The 21,172-nt window shown below is 36.0% G+C and carries 22 protein-coding genes; 14 read left to right on the forward strand and 8 right to left on the reverse strand.

Annotated features, from left to right (window positions below):
* Nucleotides 1-94: 94 nt before the first annotated feature.
* On the forward strand, nucleotides 95-256 hold the full coding sequence (locus HHO41_RS15430; protein WP_169100218.1) for a hypothetical protein: 162 nt from the start codon (nucleotides 95-97) through the stop codon (nucleotides 254-256).
* Nucleotides 257-344: 88 nt separating this feature from the next.
* On the opposite strand, the gene HHO41_RS15435 is transcribed toward HHO41_RS15430, so the two are convergent.
* Nucleotides 345-1,568 carry a DUF438 domain-containing protein gene (locus HHO41_RS15435; protein ID WP_169100220.1) on the reverse strand — a complete coding sequence of 408 codons (1,224 nt, stop codon included), beginning with the start codon at nucleotides 1,566-1,568 and terminating at the stop codon, nucleotides 345-347.
* A gap of 221 nt (nucleotides 1,569-1,789) precedes the next feature.
* On the opposite strand from HHO41_RS15435, the gene HHO41_RS15440 reads away from it, so the two are divergent.
* Together HHO41_RS15440 and HHO41_RS15445 are read left to right on the forward strand one after the other, a co-directional pair.
* On the forward strand, nucleotides 1,790-2,179 hold the full coding sequence (locus HHO41_RS15440) for a cupredoxin domain-containing protein (protein ID WP_169100222.1): 390 nt from the start codon (nucleotides 1,790-1,792) through the stop codon (nucleotides 2,177-2,179).
* Nucleotides 2,180-2,303: 124 nt separating this feature from the next.
* Nucleotides 2,304-2,879: a hypothetical protein gene (locus HHO41_RS15445; protein ID WP_169100224.1), complete on the forward strand. Its 576-nt coding sequence runs from the start codon at nucleotides 2,304-2,306 to the stop codon at nucleotides 2,877-2,879.
* Nucleotides 2,880-2,906: 27 nt separating this feature from the next.
* On the opposite strand, the gene HHO41_RS15450 is transcribed toward HHO41_RS15445, so the two are convergent.
* The 5 genes from HHO41_RS15450 to trmL all read right to left on the reverse strand — a co-directional run bounded on the left by HHO41_RS15450 (nucleotide 2,907) and on the right by trmL (nucleotide 8,516).
* Complete coding sequence (locus HHO41_RS15450; RefSeq protein ID WP_169100226.1) at nucleotides 2,907-4,502, reverse strand: acetolactate synthase large subunit; 1,596 nt, start codon at nucleotides 4,500-4,502, stop codon at nucleotides 2,907-2,909.
* Between the two features lie 311 nt (nucleotides 4,503-4,813).
* A complete protein-coding gene (locus HHO41_RS15455) occupies nucleotides 4,814-6,220 on the reverse strand; it encodes a PQQ-dependent sugar dehydrogenase (protein ID WP_169100228.1) in 1,407 nt (468 codons plus the stop codon).
* A 300-nt stretch (nucleotides 6,221-6,520) separates the two neighbouring features.
* Nucleotides 6,521-6,919 (reverse strand): VOC family protein, encoded by a 399-nt coding sequence (locus HHO41_RS15460; RefSeq protein WP_169100230.1) that lies wholly within the window; start codon nucleotides 6,917-6,919, stop codon nucleotides 6,521-6,523.
* 85 nt (nucleotides 6,920-7,004) lie between these two features.
* Entirely contained in the window at nucleotides 7,005-7,901 is an 897-nt protein-coding gene (locus HHO41_RS15465) for an RCC1 domain-containing protein (protein WP_169100232.1), read from the reverse strand.
* 144 nt (nucleotides 7,902-8,045) lie between these two features.
* Complete coding sequence (trmL, locus tag HHO41_RS15470; RefSeq protein ID WP_169100234.1) at nucleotides 8,046-8,516, reverse strand: tRNA (uridine(34)/cytosine(34)/5-carboxymethylaminomethyluridine(34)-2'-O)-methyltransferase TrmL; 471 nt, start codon at nucleotides 8,514-8,516, stop codon at nucleotides 8,046-8,048.
* A 352-nt stretch (nucleotides 8,517-8,868) separates the two neighbouring features.
* Between trmL and HHO41_RS15475 the strand changes: the two genes are divergently transcribed.
* The 3 genes from HHO41_RS15475 to HHO41_RS15485 all read left to right on the forward strand — a co-directional run bounded on the left by HHO41_RS15475 (nucleotide 8,869) and on the right by HHO41_RS15485 (nucleotide 11,560).
* A complete protein-coding gene (locus HHO41_RS15475) occupies nucleotides 8,869-9,351 on the forward strand; it encodes a DUF6530 family protein (RefSeq protein ID WP_169100236.1) in 483 nt (160 codons plus the stop codon).
* An 11-nt stretch (nucleotides 9,352-9,362) separates the two neighbouring features.
* Complete coding sequence (locus tag HHO41_RS15480; protein ID WP_169100260.1) at nucleotides 9,363-10,463, forward strand: AAA family ATPase; 1,101 nt, start codon at nucleotides 9,363-9,365, stop codon at nucleotides 10,461-10,463.
* Between the two features lie 140 nt (nucleotides 10,464-10,603).
* Entirely contained in the window at nucleotides 10,604-11,560 is a 957-nt protein-coding gene (locus tag HHO41_RS15485; RefSeq protein WP_169100238.1) for a vWA domain-containing protein, read from the forward strand.
* An 89-nt stretch (nucleotides 11,561-11,649) separates the two neighbouring features.
* On the opposite strand, the gene HHO41_RS15490 is transcribed toward HHO41_RS15485, so the two are convergent.
* Entirely contained in the window at nucleotides 11,650-13,707 is a 2,058-nt protein-coding gene (locus HHO41_RS15490) for a sensor domain-containing protein (protein WP_169100240.1), read from the reverse strand.
* Between the two features lie 450 nt (nucleotides 13,708-14,157).
* On the opposite strand from HHO41_RS15490, the gene HHO41_RS15495 reads away from it, so the two are divergent.
* The 7 genes from HHO41_RS15495 to HHO41_RS15525 all read left to right on the forward strand — a co-directional run bounded on the left by HHO41_RS15495 (nucleotide 14,158) and on the right by HHO41_RS15525 (nucleotide 19,144).
* Entirely contained in the window at nucleotides 14,158-15,156 is a 999-nt protein-coding gene (locus HHO41_RS15495) for a DUF3231 family protein (protein ID WP_169100242.1), read from the forward strand.
* A 100-nt stretch (nucleotides 15,157-15,256) separates the two neighbouring features.
* Complete coding sequence (locus tag HHO41_RS15500; RefSeq protein ID WP_169100262.1) at nucleotides 15,257-15,826, forward strand: dihydrofolate reductase family protein; 570 nt, start codon at nucleotides 15,257-15,259, stop codon at nucleotides 15,824-15,826.
* Between the two features lie 104 nt (nucleotides 15,827-15,930).
* Nucleotides 15,931-16,155 (forward strand): hypothetical protein, encoded by a 225-nt coding sequence (locus tag HHO41_RS15505; RefSeq protein WP_248278488.1) that lies wholly within the window; start codon nucleotides 15,931-15,933, stop codon nucleotides 16,153-16,155.
* A gap of 3 nt (nucleotides 16,156-16,158) precedes the next feature.
* The gene (locus tag HHO41_RS15510) at nucleotides 16,159-16,494 is read left to right on the forward strand and encodes a YolD-like family protein (RefSeq protein ID WP_169100244.1); all 336 of its coding nucleotides are present in this window, start codon (nucleotides 16,159-16,161) and stop codon (nucleotides 16,492-16,494) included.
* Nucleotides 16,495-16,645: 151 nt separating this feature from the next.
* Nucleotides 16,646-17,740, forward strand: a complete 1,095-nt coding sequence (locus HHO41_RS15515) for a DUF6920 family protein (protein ID WP_211171183.1) — start codon at nucleotides 16,646-16,648, stop codon at nucleotides 17,738-17,740.
* A 127-nt stretch (nucleotides 17,741-17,867) separates the two neighbouring features.
* Nucleotides 17,868-18,656 (forward strand): hypothetical protein, encoded by a 789-nt coding sequence (locus HHO41_RS15520; protein WP_169100248.1) that lies wholly within the window; start codon nucleotides 17,868-17,870, stop codon nucleotides 18,654-18,656.
* Nucleotides 18,657-18,661: 5 nt separating this feature from the next.
* The gene (locus tag HHO41_RS15525) at nucleotides 18,662-19,144 is read left to right on the forward strand and encodes a hypothetical protein (RefSeq protein WP_169100266.1); all 483 of its coding nucleotides are present in this window, start codon (nucleotides 18,662-18,664) and stop codon (nucleotides 19,142-19,144) included.
* Between the two features lie 437 nt (nucleotides 19,145-19,581).
* On the opposite strand, the gene HHO41_RS15530 is transcribed toward HHO41_RS15525, so the two are convergent.
* A complete protein-coding gene (locus tag HHO41_RS15530; protein WP_169100250.1) occupies nucleotides 19,582-20,595 on the reverse strand; it encodes a DUF3231 family protein in 1,014 nt (337 codons plus the stop codon).
* A 252-nt stretch (nucleotides 20,596-20,847) separates the two neighbouring features.
* Between HHO41_RS15530 and HHO41_RS15535 the strand changes: the two genes are divergently transcribed.
* Complete coding sequence (locus tag HHO41_RS15535; protein ID WP_169100252.1) at nucleotides 20,848-21,051, forward strand: hypothetical protein; 204 nt, start codon at nucleotides 20,848-20,850, stop codon at nucleotides 21,049-21,051.
* Nucleotides 21,052-21,172: the final 121 nt, after the last annotated feature.

Consider the following 21,172-nt stretch of genomic DNA (forward strand, 5'->3'; position numbering starts at 1 on the left):
TTGAAGAAATATTTATGTAAATGTTTCCAATATAATAATATTGCAGTAAAATATAGCTGTGGAAGGATTATATTTGAAATGGAGGCAATTAGTCATGAATAGAATGAGCCTAGAGCATTTTGAACATCCAATTCCCAAGCTAAAAGAACTTAAAGCAAAACCAGAACAATATTGCATGATGCCAAATTTTCGCAGCGTTAAGATTAGAGGGTCCGCAAAGATGAGAAGAGGAAAGATACCCGGTCGTCACCATTGAATATAGACATTTATAGAATTTGTAAACCTGAGCAAAGGATTTTTTTGCTCAGGTTTTTTTATGGGGTTAGTAGTTATTGACCAATTATTTATGTTAGCATGCGTTTTTCGCCTTCGATTTCTTGGATGGGGTTAATATTTTGGGTGAACTCGAGCGTTCCAATGTATTCGCCTAGTTCATTGCGAACGGCGAAGTAGCGAATATAGACGTAATGATCTTTAAACTTAATCCAAAAGTCCTCTGAATCCTTTCTGCCCGCTTTAAAGTCTTCTAAAAGCTCTTCAACAGTATGAACACTTCGTGGTGGGTGACAGTTTTGCACCGTTCTACCGATGACAGCCTTTGTGCGTGCAAAGATACGGTCTTTTCCATGTGAAAAATAGCGGACCACATCATTGTGGTCTATGAATGTTATGTCTACTGGTAAGTGATTTAACAATAACTCAAGTTGTTTTATAGAGAGAACACCTGTCTCCATTCGAATGAAACCTTCAGACATTGCGTTAGTATGCAACTCTTTTCGTTCTGGTTTCCAGACACCGGCAGGACCTGTTAAGCAATAACCAATTTCATCACTTTCATGTGCAATCTTGATCCATTCATCCTCGGTGAGCGTTTTCAATGAAACTGGAAATAAGACATTTTCTTCACGTGCAATCATATCAAGTACTTCTCGGATGATAAAACTTATCGACTGAATGACGGAGGACTTATCACCGTTATAGTTTGTTAATTTACGCTTAGAATCTTTTATCGCATCGCGAATAAAATCATTGTATCGCCACATTACCTGCGTCGGACTATAGATGCCATACTTTTCTAAATAAGGAAATAGTAAATTTTCCTTACGGCTATAATGTTTATCGACATCCAACATTAGATTTAAATCTTCAATTAAGTTAAAGATGATTTCAGGATTATCTTCTTTTATAAATACCTCAAAATTAGGTTGAAGCCTTGTATTTAATAGTTTAAGAATCTCCCTATTTTCCAAAATAAAAGTATGAACGGGGTGACCGGGCTGTTCTTCGGGTTTCTTGGTTTGATTTGTATCTTCTGTGTGTTTTAATGCTGAAGCATGGACAGAACATAAATAGTGAATATCATCGATAGGTACACCGGCTTGTTTCAGTCTATGTTCTAACTGAGATAACTCAGAAGCGGTAATACTTCCGGCAATTTGCATAAACAAATCTTTCACATTCGCAACGGGTTTTCCGTTTTGAATATCATTGATGATAGTTTCTAGAAGAGATTGACGTTCTGATGTATTTAAAACGACTTGTTCACGATTATTTATCATTTCACTCATAAGGATGCTCCTTATTCTGTATTAGTCGATTCTCTTGAAAATGTTTGATTGATCCTTAAAAAGATGGAAAAGCACAAGAATCAATTGATTAGTGTTCTCATTCATAATGTATCACGAGTATAATTAGTCGTTTGTGATGCTCATCACGAGTGCTCTTGTTTCATTTTTAATGATAATTATATCCAGATTGGAAAAAATAGGGTAGGAAGGAGGTGTTGTGAATGTCTGTGATAAAGCGGGTAACTGGACTAACGATTTTGCTTGCGATGATTTTTGCTGTGACACCCCTTGACTCAATCTTCGTATTAGCTGAATCAGGTGTGGAAAACCAGCCTACGGAGACGGTGAAGGCGATTGAGATTGATTTGAACGATGATTATTTTAATCCGAAAGAAATCTCGATTCTGAATGGAACAGCCACAACGGTGATATTGAAAAATAAAGGTAAGAAAGAGCACACCTTTACAGTGGAAAAACTCGGAATTGATGCAGAGGTTCAGCCGGGAACAGAAAAAACGATTATCGTGAAACCAAACCAATCCGGTAAATATGATCTGATATGTCGTTACCATTTCCAAGAAGGAATGGTTGGAAAAGTAATAGTCAAATAAAAAGCAGGGCCATTATTATGGCCTTGCTTTTTTTGAGTTTGAATTACTCAAAATCGTTCCACCTCTGATTTTTGGTAAATATAATGTATTGCAACGTTTAATACATTTATAAGAAGGTGGAAAGGTGTATTTTTTTAAGCCAATTTCTGATGAGATTCGTTCAACCCAAATAATTTTTGATAACCATAAAAAAACGATGAAGCTCACGCTAGCATCATTATTTACATGTATTGCTGCTATTCTACAGGCAACTGGTGGATTTTTACCAGGAATAGGATACTTGATAAGTCCGCTTGCCACTGCACCTATTTTATTATGTTTCATGTTTTCCATACCGTTAGGACTGATGTCCTATTTTCTGACTATTGTAGTGTTGTTCATCTTACAGCCATCAGAACTACTGGTATTTTCTTTCACGACAGGATTGTTAGGACTTGGAATTGGGTTATCTTTTTCCTTTTTTAGAATGAGATTATGTATTATTGCTACAGGCACCATTCTTTTGTTGTTAGGAATTATGAGTCTCTTACTTATTTTTCAGTTTCCAGTTTTAGGTCCAGCAGTTAAAGCTTCTTTTTCATTACTATCCATTGGAAGTATCCTTTTATTTACTTTCCTTTATAGCTGGGTATGGGTTGAACTTTCTTTATTTATTTTTAAAAAGTTAAAAATGATAATTATTAAGTACTCCTTTAAATAGTCCAAACATTTAAGTTGGTGTAATGCTTCAATTCTGTAAGAAAACCTCGATTAAGACTATTTTCTCATTGGTTTGTAGGGACTCTTGAAAAGCGGACCTAAACTCAGAATGGTTCTTTGCTTGCTTTCCTATAATTCCAAATCCTTCAGCTAATTTGAGGAAATTGGGGTTATTAAAGGTTACACCGTAATTTTCTCCGAATTGCTTATCCATTTGCTGCACTTCTAGCTTTAACATTGAATCATTTAGTAGGACGATAATGAATGAAAGGCCCAACCGGTTGGCCGTCTCTATTTCAGCAAAATTCATTAACGCACCACCATCTCCAGTTATACATATGACTGGGGCATCGGGACATGCTAATTTAGCTCCGATAGATCCTGGAATAGCTATTCCCATAGAAGCCAAACCGTTTGAGATGATTAAACGATTTGGTTTTTTTGGTTGATATGTTCGGGCAATTGAAACCTTATGGGCTCCGACATCGGAAATAACGATGCTATTTTCTGATGTGTCATCCTCGATAATGTGAAGCAAGTTTTCGATGGTAAATGGCTGATTAGTAGGCTTTGAGTGGTTTTGATTTATTTGATAATCAGTAAGTATTCTTTCTTTTAGATTTCCGACTGGTTCCCAAGATTTAGTGGGTAATTTGGATTCGTTAAGAAATTGAAGTGTATTCTTTATGCTTCCAACCAGTTCCATTTCAACGGGATAAAATTCATTTGTGTCTGCTGGTAATGAATCAATATGTAAAACTGGGATTTTCATTTTATTCCACTCATTGGGCAGTTTTTCAACAAAATCAAAACCAATGGTAATTAGTAGATCAGCTTGATTAATACCGTCTAACACTTCATCATTCTCATTAAACCCGAAGGTGAAATAATTACAAGCGTGTTCTTTATCTAATACACCTTTTGCCATAAAGCTATGGGTAACAGGGGATAGAAGGTTATTAATAAAATTTTCAACCTCAGGGAATGCATTTTGTCTAGCGACTCCGTTTCCTACTATTATAAATGGTTTTAGACTTTTATGAATGAGGGTTATTGCGGCTCTAATTGCTTCCATAACAGGAACGCTGTTTGGTAAAGTCGAAACTTTCATTGGCGCATTCGAAATCATTTGGGTTGAAAAATTCTCGGGTAAACTAATGGCTACTGCTCCTGGTTTTTCCATCAAGGCCAACCTGAATGCTTTTCGAACGACAGCAGGTATAGACTGTGCAACCTTAATCTGTGTACACCACTTAGTTACAGGTTCATATAATTTAACGATGTCTATATATTGGTGAGATTCCGGATGATTTCGTTCAATATCTGCTTGTCCAATTAGTGCCAGCACGGGTGAATGATCAAGTTGGGCACTGGCAATTCCAGTTAGGAGGTTTGTAGCCCCGGGGCCAAGGGTGGATAAACAAATACCCACTTTCTTTGACAATCTTCCATAAACATCTGCCATAAATGCAGCACCTTGTTCATGTCTTACGTTGACAAAGTGAATTTTTTTAGATTTTGAAAGGGAATCAGCAAGATCAAGAGTCTCTGTGCCAACGATTCCAAATACGTATTCTACACCTTCATTTTCCAAACAATTAACGATAACGTCCGATACCTTCATTGGTGCCTCCTCATTAGATCTTTTTGTTGATTCAATAACCGATAATTATAGGACGATTTCATCTATTTTATCTTATTTAGTTTGATTTAATCGGTCCTTAATATACTTTAGGGAGAAATGTTTTGTGTTTGCATTTACCTGAAGTTTATTATTGAGGTCCAGGTAAATGTATTTAGCAATTGCATTTACCTGGAGGTTATTTTTCAGGTCCAGGTAAATGCATTTAACGATTGCATTTGCCTAGGGCTTGTTTTCTGGGCCAGGTAAAATTGATCAATGTACTCGACCTTTTAAATTAAAAGGTAATGTATTCATGGGATGATTTCAAAAACTGTACCTTGGTTAAAATCAGTCACTTTCCTAGACCCATAAACTCCTAAATATAATCTTGTTTGATCTAGATTTGTTCCTAGGCTAACAAAATAAGCAGATTGGCTCCCAAAATTATCAATAGTTTCAATCACACTAAAATCATTTTCTTGACCATCTTGCCTTAGCCTAGTATAAGCTAAAACACCTTTTTGGGATTTGTCTCTTCGGGAAAAGTCAGAAAATACAACGCTACCCGTTAGTGCAGGGATTCCTATCCCCATATAGGCTTGCACTCCTGTAAGTGCAGTTCCTCCGAACTTATCAGGTCGGGGGTCCTGATGAAAATAACTGGTTAAAGGTTGAAGGCGAATTCCTGAAAGGGTGACTGCTTCATTGTAATAAGCAATGGTTTTCTCATTTGAAGTCGAATTTCCTGAGCAGCTCCTATTTATCGCTGTAGGAAAGTTGCCTTCCCACCCACGCCAGCCGAAGTTTATTATTCCTCCTCCGTTAGGTTTGGAATTCAAAGTAGAAGCCTGAACAAGCTGAGTAACGGGTATTGGTTGATAATGAACGAATGAAAAAATCGACTCAACCAAATCCTGTCCGACATTTCCCACATATTTTATATATTGATTATAAAACCGTTGATATGAAATGCCTGGTATATTGCGAACCCCTTTAGCGATTACCGTTAACGTTTCCTGAATAGGTATCGGAAGTTCATTAAACCTTGTGACTATTGGGGGAGTTTGGAAGGATATATTTTTGCTAACATCTATTTCAATTATTTTACCAGCAATCTCTAAATTGTCTTGGCTTAAGTTAAATGGATCATAGCCTGATCCACCATCACCTGTTGTTAAAATCAGTTTTCCTGTTTCAGGTGAAAAGTTTAAGCTATTGACACCATTATGATTCATAAATGGTCTTCTTAAGTTAAGTAATGTCCGACGCTTTTGAGGTGTGCTAGTTGATTGTAATACCCATTCTTCGACTGTATCTATGTGATCATATTGTGTTTCTCGATTGATCCACTTAAGGTTTAAGGTTTTGGGATCACACGGATCAGGGTTAAAGCCACCAGAAATTGCACCTGGACCTTGTGTTCCAGCTACTGAATAATGAAGGTAAAATAAGCCGTTATAATAAAATTCGGGATGAAACGCCATCCCTAACAATCCCCGTTCATCATATCCACCAGCAGAACTACCTAATTTTATGATTTGAGGGCGAATATCTAAAAATGTCATTAACCCTGAATTTCCTATGTAAAAAATTTCGCCGATTTGGGTTGCGATAAATAATCTTTCAATGGAGTCACGTGGAAGGATTGCTGTTTTTATCACAGTGGGTAAATTAATGCTGCTTACAATGGGCTGTAAACCAACCTTAACTTTTATCAACTGATCCGCACTCCCTGTAATTGTTTTTTTATAGAATATGATTAGAATTGTTTATTAGACTAATATAGTGGGGTACGACTGAAAATTCATAAACGGAGAAATTCCGGGTAAGGTTTAAAGGGGAAGTATAAATAGCCGATATAAGCGGAGAAATTCCGACTATCTGTTCTAAAAAGGGCAAAATTTAATGATTTGGATAACATAACCGAAAAAACTCCGCTTATATTTAAGGAAATAAGGGTATTTCCGAATTTAAACGGAATTTATCCGGTTATTTTCACTTTTATAAAAGGGGAATTTTTACTTTGCTAGATTTAGTTGCCACGAAACACCAAACTTATCATTTAACCAGCCAAATTTCTTGCTGAAACCGTAATCGCCTAACGGCATAAGCGCTTGACCTCCATCAATAAGTTTTTCATAAAGATAGTCTAGTTCTTTTTCAGTTTCACACGTCACATAGATTGAAAAAGAAGGAGTAAAGGAAAACTGATGTTTTATATTACTGTCAATGCACATAAATTCTTGGCCTTTTAAGGAGAAAGTAGCTTGCATTACGGTTCCTTCATCACCAGATTCATTCGCTCCATAGCGAACAATACTTATGATTTTTGAATCGTCAATGATTGATGTGTAATAATTCATTGCTTCTTCTGCCTTGCCATCTTGAAACATTAAGAATGGTAAAACCTTTTCCATATGTATCTACTCCTTTAGTATTAATAACAACCTCATATCAATTGTAAAAAAAATATGTGTGATTATTGCTTTAATATTTTAGAATTTAAACGCTGGGCAGTTGAATGCCTTTCCACTCGCTAACATCACATTGGCCAAATTCGTTGTCACCAACAGCACACACGGTACCGTCCGATTTAAGTCCGATTGTGTGAACACAACCCGCAGCAATTCCCACAATATCATTCCATCCACTTACATTGCATTGGAAATACTTATTCATACCCACAGCAACCACAGTACCGTCTTGTTTAAGTCCGATTGTATGATAACTACCCGCAGCAACCGCCACAATATCACGCCAGAGGCTTACATCACATTGACCATGCTTATTCATACCAACAGCAACCACGGTACCATCCGATTTAAGTCCGACTGTATGAAGGTAACCTGCCGAAACCGCCACGATATCGCACCAATTATTTACATTACACTGACCATATCGATTATTACCTACAATCGTCACGGTACCATCCGATTTAAGCCCGGCAGTATGCCAGTCACCCGCTGCAATGGCAACCATATCATGCCAAGTGCTGACATTGCATTGACTTTCAGTAACTCGACCCACAGCAACTACAGTACCATCTGATTTAAGCCCGACGGTATGACGCCATCCTACAGCAACAGCCTCAATATCACACCATTCGCTAACATTACATTGGTTGTGCTTATTCCAACCAACCGCCACGACTGTTCCATCAGATTTAAGCCCGATGGTATGAACATTCCCTGTGTTCGTCGCCATATGAACATTACCAGCGGCAACCGCCACTATATTGAGCCAGCTGCTAACTTCACATTGGCCATATTGATTATCACCCACAGCCATTACTGTGCCGTTAGATTTAAGAGCAACTGAATGACGTCGACCAGCAGCTATGGTTTTTTGAAGCCAATATTTAACCTCTAGCACCGTTTTTTTCGGTGAATTGTCATCCATGGAAACCTCCTCGAGTATTGGATCCTGCCGTTACTTGTCAAGTATATGTAACTTTGAGATTGGTCGTCAAATGGAAGCAATATTATTATTTATGTTATGAGAGGTAAGCAGTAAAATGAAAAAATCTTCCAATGCGGAAGATTTTTATTTTAGATTTGGAAAATCTTGCTGGCGCAATGCCTCATACACCAAAATAGCTGCGGTATTTGATAAGTTTAGTGAACGAACATGGTCATTCATGGGAATTCTCAAAAAGTGGTCTTTATTATTCTCTAATAGATCCATTGGTAAGCCGGTTGTTTCTTTACCAAACATAAAATAATGGTCCTTTGATACATCACTGAAATCAAATGCTGAATGTGTCTTTTCACCAAACGTTTCAATATAGTAAAACTCACCTTGATTTTTTGAAAAAAACTCATCCAATGAGTCATAATAAGTTACATTTACAGAATCCCAGAAATCAATACCTGCTTTTCTTAACATTTCTGCATCAGTTGAGAAGCCGAGTGGTCGTATTAAATGTAAGGCAGTATCGGTTGCGGCACAAGTAAGTGCGATATTTCCGGTATTAGCTGGGATATCAGGTTGATATAGTACAACATGTATTGCCAAGAATGGTCACCTCTATCTTTATTTTAACTATCATATTATAGCAAATAAGTCGTTAAGTTGAACTGTATTAAATGAAAAGAAAAAACAGGTTCGTTTGGGGACATAAACCTGTTCTTTCCTATTTATATATGAAGATATTGGGGGAACAAAGGGGACTAGGTATACTGTTTATTCTTTTTTAGATAGTTTACGAGGCCACCATCAATTCAGGGATTTGAAGAAATGATTTATATTAATTTTATAGATGAAAATAAAAAACGTTTGATATATAACAAACTTTATAATATTATGTTTAGTGTATGCAACATGCAACAATGTGATAACAATGTAGAAATTTAGGAGGGATTTACCTATGAATCCAAAGACTGAATATACAAATAAGTCGGTTCTTAAAGCTGATCAATATGGAAAAATAGATGGAAGGAATGCCTATCAATCAGATTTAGAAAGCCTATCGTTAGGAGTGTCGCCTAAAGAAGCAAGGCAGCGAACACAAAATATATTAATTCACACTTTAGAACGTGCGGAGGAAGGGTATAAGAATGCAACGATTCCAGTGCATCGAGCCATTGATATGACAATTTTGCTTTGCCAAAGCCAGCTATATTTTCAAGATGCCTATCGTTTACCAAAGTTATATGATCCGGAGAACCCCACTGTAAAAAATATTGGGCTGCAAGGAGATGCACTACGAATTGAAGTTTGCAAAGAAAATCTAATGATTGACGAGCAAATTCAACAATTTTATCAAGCATTGGGTGAAAACGGCGAACTACTAGGAGAACGCTTACGTGTATTAGCTCGATTATTAGAGGATTTAGGTTATAAAAAGTAGAGGTGAAAATGATGGAAGAGGAACAACAATATTATTTATCACCACAGAGAAAGTTCACTTCCGAAGAAAAGCTATTAATTTGGAAAAAACCAGCTTCTCATATTAATAGCGAGGAGGAAGAACGAATCTGTTGTGAAGTGCAACGAAATTGGCATCGTGGGGAAATGAAGATAGCTAACATTTTGTTAGAGGGCGATGCAGGGTCTGGCAAGACGCAATTGGCTAAAGCATTATCTTCCGACTTTGGCCTACCATATACGAAAGTGACATGTTTTTCAGATATGGATAAAACGGATATAATTGGTGCCATTTTACCGGTCATTTCTGATGAACATTTACTACGAATGGAAGCCGAAGATCAAAAAGTGCTAAAGGTATTATATGAAAGTGATGGGTTCCAAAGTGCTCAAGCGATATTAATGGATCTACTCAAGCTGACAGCCGAGCAAGCAACTGACTACTTAAAGCAGCTAATAAAAAAAATATCGAGTAATGCGAAGGAAGAAGTTGTTGAATATCGCTTTTATCCTTCTGAAATTATCCGTGCCTATGAAAATGGGTATCTACTCGAAATTCAGGAGCCGACCGTTATTCGAGATGCTGCGGTTTTGATGGCTTTGAATTCTGCCTTAGAATTAGATGGAAGTATTAATTTACCAACCAAAGTCATTCATCGACACCCAGACTTTATTGTGGTACTGACAACAAACCGTGATTATACCGGTTCGAGACCACTAAATGAGGCGTTGCGAGACAGAATCCAGCATGTTGAAAAGATGGACTTACCTTCTAAAGAAGTCATGATGGAACGGGCGATGGCAAAAACGCAATTTCAACAAAAAGAAGTGCTGAGCGTATTGGCGGAATGTATTATCCTTCTTGATCAAACAGCTCGAGCTAACGCGATTAAAGGAGTTGCAGGAATGCGCTCTTATCTTTATTGGGTTGATGCAGTAGCAGCAGGTATCCCTTTAAAGAGCGCTATGTATCATAAAGTGATTTATAAAATGACAACTGATGAAGAAGAAATCCGTCTATTAGAAGAAGCTTTACGTGGACATGAAATGTTTACTCGGTTAGAGGAGGTAAGGTTGCTCGTAAAAAAGCATTAACAAATGGTGTTGAAATTAAGACAGAAGGAGAGATTGATGGCAAGGCTGACGATCCAACCACCTCTTCTGACAATGCCATTTCTTTAAAAAAGTCAGCAGATAGTGTGCAAGAGTCTACCACTTTAGCAGAAGAAGGTACGATGCGGGAAAGTACTGATATCGGAGAAAATGGACGGCCATTCTATCATCCTGAAGGTGAGAAAAAAGAAATAGAAAATGCTCGCCGTGCTTTTCGTAAACAATTAAATCAACAAGCTAGAATGGCCGTTCAAGATTCTAATCACTGGAATATTAAACAAATTGTACATCGACCTGATTATACAAATGAACAAATTAGAGAGTACGAACAATTAAGGCTAGAAATTAATCCAATTGTACAAGAAATCGCCAGAAAAACAGCACCATTTTTGATACACGAGGATTCCATTACCCATTCTAAGCGAAAATATTATGGTACGAACTTTAAAGCAGAAACAGTTGCGTTTCAGGATTTTAGATATTTTTCTCGAAAGTTACCCCCAACTGAAACTCCTTCACTTGTGGTAGCATTGCGCGTAGATGAATCAGCTTCGATGAACGCATTTGGTCGGTTAGTTGCAGCGAAACGTGCCGTATTAGCAGTCTATGAATTTTGTCAGCTGTTAGGCATTCCATTACTAATTTATGGAGATACGGCAGACGTTTCAAAGCTGGAGCAGATGTCAATCTTTGCTTATACTGACTTCGAACAACCAGCACCTGATGATGCTTTTCGTTTGATGAATATACGAGCGAGAAGTAATAATCGTGATGGTATGGCATTACGAGTTATTTGTGAGCGTTTAGTGGTTTGCCCACAGCAAACTAAATTAATAATAAGTATTAGTGATGGTCAACCAAAGGCTATGCCAGACTATACGGGTATCCAGGCTATAGTTGATATGCAACAAACGATTGCCCATTTTGAACGAAAAGGTATTACTTTTTTGGCGGCTGCGATTGGACAAGATCAGGAAATTATTCAGCAAATATATGGAGAGGAGCGTTTTCTGGATATGTCAGATTTAAAACGATTCCCTACACAATTAGTACGGATGATTTCTCGGTATATCAGTTAGTAAAGAATGTCAGCAAGGCAAATAAGTTTTTCTGATTTTTATGAAGTAAAAGAAATGGACAGTCATTGTTTGACTGTCCTTTAAGACTTTTACAATTGATTAGTCACGAATAACTTTTCCATTTCCTTAGCAGTAATCGGTTTGCTGAAGAAAAACCCTTGCCCTTTTTGACAACCATGATTCACTAAAAACTGTATTTGTGCTTCATTCTCAATCCCCTCAGCAACTAATCCAAAATCCAGATTATGCCCCAAATCTATGATCGTTTTAACAATTTGGCCTGCGCTTGCGTGTACGGTAATATCATCAACAAATGACTTATCAATCTTGATTTGATCAATTGGAAGATATCGCAAATAGCTCAAAGATGAGAAGCCTTTGCCAAAATCATCAATTGAAATGAAAACACCTATGCCTTTTAATTCAGTTAAGATTTTTATGGAGCTTTCAATATCTTGCATAATGCTTTCCGTAATTTCTAAATCCAAATATTGAGGTTCCAGTTGTGTTTCTTTTAAGACTAACTTTATATATTCAACAAAATCCTCGTCTTGTAATTGGCGTACTGAGACATTAACAGAGACAGGGATAGGGCGCTTTCCAGCATTTTGCCATTGTTTATTTTGTAAACATGCAGTTTTCAATATCCATTTACCAAGAGGAACGATTAAACCCGTTTCTTCAGCTAAAGGAATAAATTCATTAGGAGCAATAATCCCGTGCTCGGGGTGGTACCAGCGCAAAAGTGCTTCTGCTCCCACAATCGTTCCCGTGCTTAATTCTATCTGTGGTTGGTAATGGAGCATAAATTGATTATGCTGGATTGCTTTCCGAAGTGAAGTCTCTAACTCCATCATGCGAGTAGTGTGGTGAATGAGATAGGAATGATAAAACTGAAAATTATTTTTTCCTTTGTCTTTTGCGTGATACATGGCAGTGTCTGCATGCTTAATTAATGTTTCTTCATCAACACCATCCTCAGGATACAGACTAATTCCAATACTGACGGTGATATAAAACTCCTCATTGTCTAGAATGATTGGTGATGAAAATTGATTGATGATTCGTTGGCAGAAATCTAAGATTGTTATCCGATTAACATCCAAAAGCATAACGATAAATTCATCGCCACCTTGTCTAGATATCAAACCTTCATTTTGAAAGATATTCTCCAGTTTTTGAGCGATCCTTTTTAAGATGAGGTCACCAACAGAATGTCCCTTTGTATCATTGATAATTTTGAACCGATCTAAGTCTAAAAATAATATCGCCAGTCTTTGAATGTCTTTATTCAATAAGGATGAATATAGTTCCTGTCTAAACATATTTCGATTTGGGAGACCTGTTAACTCATCATAATAAGCCATATGAGTGATAATTCGTTCTGATTTTTTTTGTTCGGTGATATCTCGTCCAATAATTTGAACGGCTTTTTTTCCCCCAAGATGAATGAAACGGGCTGCAACTTCCATCTCAATCCATTTCCCATCTGATCTTGGGCCATCGATTTCAAATATGACTCTTTTGTCAAAATTTATATTCTTCAATTGTTTTTCGATTTTTCCCATCATATTAGGTGTGATGATTTTATTAATTGATTGTCCGATTAAAGCATGAGGGTTATTGGTACCAATAATTTGACAGCCTGCTTCGTTAATATATTCAATTTTATGATTGGCGATGATGGCAACTAAATTAGGTGACATTTCTACAATTGTTTGATAGCGGTCTTCACTTTCTTTTCGATCAGTAATATCAAAGATAATACTGGTAAAGTCAACGAAGTTCCCTTCTTCATCAAGAGTTGGTATCCCTCTATCTTGAATCCAACGGATTTCTCCAGTCGGACGAAGGATGCGATAGATGGATGTCACAGATTTTCCTTCTCTAAGATTTAGATCTCTATCGTATAAAAATAATTGATCTTCTGGAACAATTACCTTTTTCCATAATTCATGGTCATGATAAAATTCCGTTAATTTGCGCCCATATAATTTTTCTATTCCTTTTGTAATTAATAACTTATTGGTCTTTAAATCATGGGACCAAATGGCAACATCAATTGTTTCAAAAATATTTTTTAACTTTATTTTATTCTTTTCTAATTCTTCCCGCGTATTACTAATCCTTGAATATATATAAAACAATAAAATGATGATTCCCATCTATATAGCAAACGCAAAATAATAAAAGAATATATCGGTTTCGTGGAAAATAAATAGGAAAGTAAAAACAATTATTTGCGTAATGATGACGCTGGTTAGTCCAAATCTTAATTTCTGATTGCCAGTTCTATTTTTCATAGGATGCTCCTAATGTATATTGATAAAATTGCATTTTAGATGTGAATTACTTTTGAATAAAATCTAGAAATGAAAACGATAGGTTGAAACTCACATGTCATTAGTTTTAGTATCCTCACCTAGTTTCATGCCAACCTGTTTTTAAAAATATGGAAATAAGATAAAGTACCTGTGGTTGACGAGCCCTTTAATAGCAATTTGTTTAGGATATAAAGTTCGGTAATTAAATCATATCGATTATCATTTGTGGGTAAATTACTTATTAATGAATTTACTGAATGGAGAATTAAGATAATGAATATCGACAAATCGAAATTAACATCTGCTGAGATGGGCAAGCTTTGGGCAACTTATATGGGGAATACGATGGCAAAGTGTGTATTAAGATATTTTCTAAAGCATGTGAACGATAATGAAATAAAAAATCTACTGGAGTTGTCCCTAAATCTAACAAAAAAATATACTCAAAGCATTGCTCAGATATTCGAACAAGCAAATTTTCCTATCCCAGTTGGATTTTCAGATGAGGATGTAAATCTTGATGCGCCAAGACTTTATTGTGATGATTTTTATTTATATTACTTACAATACACTGGAAAAGTTGGGATTAGTATTTATTGCCATGCACTTTCGGTGATCACTCGGTCGGATATTAGCGATTTCTTTATTAAATGTGTTGGAGATACAATTTCCTTGTTGACCAATACAAATAACCTATTACAACAAAAAGGAAAATTAATGAACTCACCGGTGGTACCGAATCCAAACAAGGTTGATTTTGTGAATGGTCAAGATTTTTTAAATGGTTATCTTGGTAAAGTGAGACCATTACATGGTCTTGAAGTTGCTCATCTTTACGATTGTCTTAATAACGATATTACAAGTAGGGCGGTTGTCGCAGGCTTTGCTCAAATTGCTCAAGAAACAAAAGTGAAAAAGTTTATGGAACGTGGTTGGGAGATTAACAAAAAGCATATTGGGCTTATGTCAAAAAAACTAGATGAGGACAATTTACCGTCCCCTACAATTTTAGACCATTTGGTAACGTCATCTACTACCCCTCCATTTTCAGATAAAATAATGATCGCTCATAAAATTGATATGTTCTCAATGAAAATAAGGGAATATGCCAATGGGGCATCATTGAATGGAAGAAGAGATATAGGCCTAATGTATGCCCGATTAATGATGGATGTTTCTTTATATGTTGAAGATGGGGCAAATATTATGATTGAAAACGGTTGGATGGAGCTACCGCCTACTTCTGTAAACCACGAAGATTTGTATCATTGAGAGATGAAAGGTTAGGTATATTTATAGCTAACTATTGATGATATAATTTCAGGAGAAATGTAAAAAGGATTTTATGAATTAGATATTGGGAGGGAGCATGATGTCCACAAACGAAACACCGAGACGGATACTTTTAGATTTGGCAGTTACATTGGATGGATTTATTGAAGGGGAAAATGGCGAAATTGACTGGTGCATCATGGATCCTGAGATGAATTTTATTGATTTTTTAAACAGCATTGACACCATTATATACGGGAGAAAAAGTTATGATTTATGGAGACAATTTACTATAGATAAAATGGAAAGTGATGCCGATAAAGAAATGTGGCAAATGATTCAACGAAAACAGAAATATGTCTTTTCAAGAACACAAAAATCTTCAGGTGATGATGTAATTTTCATAAATGACAACATCGCTGAGGAAGTAAAAAAGCTTAAGAATATGTCAGGGCAAGATATTTGGCTCTATGGCGGTTCGAGTTTAATCACAACGTTTATTGATTTAGGACTAATCGATGAATTTAGATTATCGGTGCATCCTGTGATTTTAGGAGATGGAAAGCCGTTGTTTAGTGACATTAAACAAAGACTAAATCTAAAACTGATTGAAACTAAAAGCTATACATCTGGAGTGGTTCAACTGATTTATCATCGTGATCAAAAGTGAATGGGCCGAACGGTTATTATGCGTTTATCCGAGTTTGGGTTAACGCTATTTTTTTTGTAGAATAAGAACGTATGTTTGTGTATAATATAAGTAAAGGGGTGAAAATGATGATTTCTTTGCTTAAAAAAGCTGCTGAAACAGGTGAGGTTCTTGAAATGATTTATCTGTCAAATAAAGGTGAGATTAGCCAAAGATGTATCAAGGTGAAAAGTGTTTCTGAAGGAACATTTATTGCATATTGTTATTTGCGGCAAAAACGCAGAGTGTTTAAGCAAAGTAATATTTTATCAATTGCCCCAATTCGGATGAACAGAAAACAGGGGGCATAAATTTTGAAGAATAGAGATAGAGGAATAAAAAAGTGGCATGGTTTTTTCATGCCAGAACATTCAGGAGAGTTAAAGAATATTTGGCAGGAAGATAAAAAAATTAAAATGCCTATTTTAGATGAATATCAACTCCAAGAATTTGAAGAAATTTTGCGTTATGCTTATGAATATCAAAAGCTGGTAGAATTTGATGTTTATAATGATGGTTTGGTTGAAACGAAACAAGGTTTGGTTCATGCTTTTGACTCTCTAAATCGTGAAATTAGCGTTACATTCATAATTAATGAGATGATAAGGATTCATTTTGATGAAATTATTAATGTAAAAATAATTGATTAAATATGGCAATAAGGCGGATATAAAATCATTTTTATTATTGGTTTTTATAGGAATTTTCAAAAAAGTATGAAAGAATTCGATTATTTGTAATAACTTTTCATCATAGTCCTTCCTAAGAATTATAAAATTGAAATGGGAGGTTGTGATTGTGATGAGATTATTTATCTTTATTGTCATAATTTTACATGGGCTTATTCACTTTATGGGTTTCGTGAAGGCCTTTAATTTATTTGAAATAACTGATTTAACCTTAGCCATCTCAAAACCAACAGGTGTCTTTTGGCTGATTTGTGCCCTACTATTCCTCATTTCGGGTATCCTGGTCTTATTAAGAAAAGCATGGGTATGGATGCCGGCTAGTATCGTTTCGATAGCGTCACAAATATTAATATTAATCGTTTGGAATGATGCAAAGTTTGGTACAATTCCAAATGTGATCATTCTAATATTTGCACTCTTCACATATGCCTCATGGAAATTCAATTCTCAAATTGATCAGGAAATTGACGTCATTCTTTCCCATCATGATTCCACACTGACACAAATAGTCACAGAACAGATACTTGAAGATTTACCGTTTCCAGTACAGAAATGGTTAAAATCAATCAATGTTGTAGGAAAAGAATCAATAAAAATTGCCTATTTTAGCCAAAAGGGGAAAATGAAATTGAAACCAAGTCAAAAAGACTGGTTTCCTTCAACTGTCGAGCAATATGTTACTACTGAAAAACCCGGCTTCATTTGGAAGGTACATATGAATATGAGTTCACTGATTCATGTGGTGGGAAGGGATAAATTCCATGAAGGGAAAGCAGCAATGACGATAAAAGTTGGTTCCCTTTTTCCTGTTGTAAATATGTTCGATGACGACAAAACGAACCAATCGACCTTACAGAGATATTTAATGGAATTGCCTTGGTATCCTACTGCAGCACTAAACTCTTATATTACTTGGGAAGAAATCGACGATAAGTCTGCAAAAGCAACCATGACTTATAAAGGCGTCACTGGTTCAGCTACTTTTCATTTTGATGAGAGGGGGCAATTGTTAAAAGTGAGTGCAATGAGATTCAAGGATAGCGATGAAAATGCAAAACTGATTGAATGCGTTGGTGAAGTAAAAGAAAATCGTATGATCGATGGGATCTTAATTCCTTCCAAAATGTCGATTACCTGGGTTTTAGATGATGGTTTATTTAATTGGTATCAACTTGAGATTAACGAGGCAAAGTATAATTTTAAGTAAAGATATGGTGTGGAGAAGTTTTTTTAATTTTGAGTTTTTAAAAGAAAACTAATCGTATTTCACTACAAGAATAAATAAGGAAATATTAGGGGAAGATGTTAATAAATACTCCTTCCTTGGTGAAAACATGGAAAATTATTCAAACACTAATACAGCAAGACGCTACAAGGCCCATGTAAGCTCACTCGGAACTACACAACTCCATTTACGCAATCCCTATATCATTGCATGGTGGTCGGCAGCCTTCCCAGGATTTGGACATTTGCTTTTGTCAAAATACCTACGAGGATATGCGTTGTTTATATGGGAAGTTATTGTAAATATCAAGGCGCATGTTAACCTCTCCATGATTTATACATTTCAGGGAAATATCGACTTGGCAAAAGAAGTGTTAGACCCTAGGTGGCTTTTAATGTACATACCGGTTTACATTTTTGGGATATGGGATAGCTATCGAACAACTGTAGACATGAATAGAGTTTTTATTTTGGCCGATCGGGAGAATCATCGTTTTAATACTTTTACTTTAGGTGCCTTGGAAATTAACTATTTAGATAAAAGAAAACCGGCTTTGTCAGTCATGTGGTCAATATTTATTCCAGGACTTGGTCAACTGTATATCCACAGAATATTAACTGCCTTATTTATCATCGTGGGATTAGTAGTTTTTTATTATTATTCACATGTTCAAGAGGCCGTTTTATTAATATTCCAGGGGAATATTAAAGATGCTACCACGGTTTTAAAATCAGAATGGCTGTTATTTCTTCCCTCGCATTATGGTTTTGCGATTTACGATTCGTATATCAATACAGTAGAAAACAATAAACTTTTCGATAAAGAATTAAGGAATCATTTAAGTGAAAATTACCAATCGGCAAATTTTGAAATCTTAAAAGGACAAAAAGTAAAATGACGAATATGCAACTTTTCTCAACTTTTGAAAGCACGATCTTTCTAGAAATGGCGATTTCGACGATCGAGAAAAAGGGGATTGTTAAAGAAAATATTTATGCCGTCCCATTAGATAACCGAACAGAAGATCGAAAAGTTTTTGATTCTATGCACCGTTCTGATGGTACCACGTTAATTGACATTGGAATGGGATTAGCCACTGCATTTTCCGTCATTGGTGCTAGTATAGGATTTAAATTAGACTGGGGTCCTATTATTTGGGGACTTATTACTGCCATTTCAGGATTTTTGGTTGGATTTGCAATTAGGCTTTTTATAGAAGTGGCAATGAAGAAGAAAAAAAGATTAATAAAAGGGAAACATGCTGAGATTATCTTAATTGTTAATTGTGAAGAAACACAGGCTGAGTTAATTGAGAATATACTGTGGAATCATTTCGCGCTTGGTGTAGCAAAAATAATGAGAGGGGAAGAAACCCTAAAAAGTTGAGACAATTATTGAATATGAAATGGATTAATCACAATAAAAACTCACTATTTAGTGAGTTTCAGACTGTAGACAAACTCGATGATAATCGAGCTTGTCTACAGTTTTTCTTTATATGGGGCTGATGATTTCCGTTCCAGGCGCTTCGCTTTCCGCGGGGCGGGCGGTGAGCCTCCTCGTCGCTAAAGCTCCTGCGGGGTCTCACCTGTCCCGCTGCTCCCGCAGGAGTCTTCGCGCCTTCCACTCCAATCATCAGGTGTTAAAACTAATTAACACACCATCCCCCTATTGTCTACAGAATTCCGGCTAAAAAACCCAATAAATTTACAAAAGGCATTTGGAATAATCTCATTCCAAATACCTTTTATCGACAATCTGAAACTCACTATTTAGTGAGTTTTTTCTGTATATATAAATGAGCTATTAAGTAGTGTATTGTATTATTCTTCATGTTCATTAGTAAGATGATTCCGGTCACTGGCTGTTGGCGGTTGCTCTAACCAGCCATTTTTAATCATCAGATTAGCCCCATCCTCTGCAAATTTTAGAAGTTCTAAGGTGAGCCGTATATAATGAGCCCCTAAGTCTCTTCTAGAATTTACACTTAAAGCGGAGCCGTAATAGGCGATGGATAATTGTGTGGATAATTGTATTTGGTATAACATATATTTATCAGAAAAGGTCGTGGCGGTTGAGTTAGTAACCATCGACTGCCAGGATATGGGTGGAACTAATTTATCCGCTTTAAATACCGTTTCAAAAATATTGATGTGTTTGTTAGCGAGGTCTATACCTCTAAGAAAATACTTTCGTACTTCTTTTGATTGAGTAACTTGGCTGAACCCTAGCTTTAATGCCGCATGAAGATGCATTTTCATCATGTTGAAGGTAATATCTCCTATTTCCATTGCACTTAGTGGTCGGCGTTCCCCAAACCAGCCAGTTAAAAAACTTTGGTGCTGAACAAACTCGGCAGAAACCGGTGGCGAAATTATATTAGGGCGAACGAGAAGTCCTTTTGACAGCATGGTATCAGTGGTTTGATCGAAGAGCATCATAGTTTCGGTCATACAGGTTATATAATATTTTTTTAAGTCAGATCGAATCGAAGTACTCACGGATAAAGAATATCCTGTCATTCCTTGTAAAGTCATGATGTATAGATAATTTAGGTACAAAGGGTCTTGAAAAAGACGTGGTGCTTTGATGATTACGTCATGTTTTTCATTGAATCCAATTGGAAGTGGAAAATGTTCTTTTATCATAAATTCGGTAATTTCGTTTATATGTTTCAGTGATAATTCAAGCGAGGTTTGATAAATACTTGTAACATCTTGATCTTCGATATGTTCAAGTGCATATCGAAAAAAACAAATAGACATTGTATCAAATATGTATTGTGTCCAAAGACTTGAAATTTCGGGTGCTGTTAACCGAATATTATTTGTTTCCAATATTTCTCCTCCATTTTACACGAAATCGTAATTAATGTGATTAGTGTTTTACAGCAAGAAGAAAATATGTAAAAATAACTGAAAAATACAAGTAATACATTATTTATCAAGGAAAAAGTATACTAATGGTATTATATATTTCAATAAATTGCCATATTTAGTACTCCTTTTCATCAAATGACGTGAATATCATTTAGTAAAGAAGAGAAAGGAACTATCCTCCTCTTCTAAAAAAGAAAGAAGGTGGCTCTCATGTCACTCGCACAATTTGATGAGATCTTTGAAATTTGTTGTGAGTTTGTGACTGTGGCCGAAATGGAAAAAACAATCGAGGTAAAGAAGGAATGGATTGCAGAAAGAAATGATTACCATCGTTTTCCAATTGGAAATAGGTGGTGGGAGAATGCGGTCAGAGAGTTAGATAAAGAAAATGAAAAAGATTTACTATATGTTTAATGATAATAAATTAGGGCTACCGAATAAAATGGTACCTGTAGGTAGGACACTCGAAAAAAAGAGTGTTTCACCTACAGGTATTTTTTTATATACTTGAATTTCAGAATATGGGGATAAGGGG

The sequence above is a fragment of the Bacillus sp. DNRA2 genome (assembly GCF_012843265.1).
GTDB lineage: Bacteria > Bacillota > Bacilli > Bacillales > Cytobacillaceae > Bacillus_BU.

Coding starts and splice junctions, on each gene's coding strand:
- HHO41_RS15500 (WP_169100262.1), top strand. CDS start 15,257: ATGTCCACAAACGAAACACCGAGACGGATACTTTTAGATTTGGCAGTT.
- HHO41_RS15475 (WP_169100236.1), top strand. CDS start 8,869: ATGAATCCAAAGACTGAATATACAAATAAGTCGGTTCTTAAAGCTGAT.
- HHO41_RS15515 (WP_211171183.1), top strand. CDS start 16,646: ATGAGATTATTTATCTTTATTGTCATAATTTTACATGGGCTTATTCAC.
- HHO41_RS15465 (WP_169100232.1), bottom strand. CDS start 7,901: ATGGATGACAATTCACCGAAAAAAACGGTGCTAGAGGTTAAATATTGG.
- HHO41_RS15430 (WP_169100218.1), top strand. CDS start 95: ATGAATAGAATGAGCCTAGAGCATTTTGAACATCCAATTCCCAAGCTA.
- HHO41_RS15480 (WP_169100260.1), top strand. CDS start 9,363: ATGGAAGAGGAACAACAATATTATTTATCACCACAGAGAAAGTTCACT.
- HHO41_RS15495 (WP_169100242.1), top strand. CDS start 14,158: ATGAATATCGACAAATCGAAATTAACATCTGCTGAGATGGGCAAGCTT.
- HHO41_RS15485 (WP_169100238.1), top strand. CDS start 10,604: ATGCGGGAAAGTACTGATATCGGAGAAAATGGACGGCCATTCTATCAT.
- HHO41_RS15460 (WP_169100230.1), bottom strand. CDS start 6,919: ATGGAAAAGGTTTTACCATTCTTAATGTTTCAAGATGGCAAGGCAGAA.
- HHO41_RS15505 (WP_248278488.1), top strand. CDS start 15,931: ATGATGATTTCTTTGCTTAAAAAAGCTGCTGAAACAGGTGAGGTTCTT.
- HHO41_RS15440 (WP_169100222.1), top strand. CDS start 1,790: ATGTCTGTGATAAAGCGGGTAACTGGACTAACGATTTTGCTTGCGATG.
- HHO41_RS15450 (WP_169100226.1), bottom strand. CDS start 4,502: ATGAAGGTATCGGACGTTATCGTTAATTGTTTGGAAAATGAAGGTGTA.
- HHO41_RS15520 (WP_169100248.1), top strand. CDS start 17,868: ATGGAAAATTATTCAAACACTAATACAGCAAGACGCTACAAGGCCCAT.
- HHO41_RS15535 (WP_169100252.1), top strand. CDS start 20,848: ATGTCACTCGCACAATTTGATGAGATCTTTGAAATTTGTTGTGAGTTT.
- HHO41_RS15435 (WP_169100220.1), bottom strand. CDS start 1,568: ATGAGTGAAATGATAAATAATCGTGAACAAGTCGTTTTAAATACATCA.
- HHO41_RS15525 (WP_169100266.1), top strand. CDS start 18,662: ATGCAACTTTTCTCAACTTTTGAAAGCACGATCTTTCTAGAAATGGCG.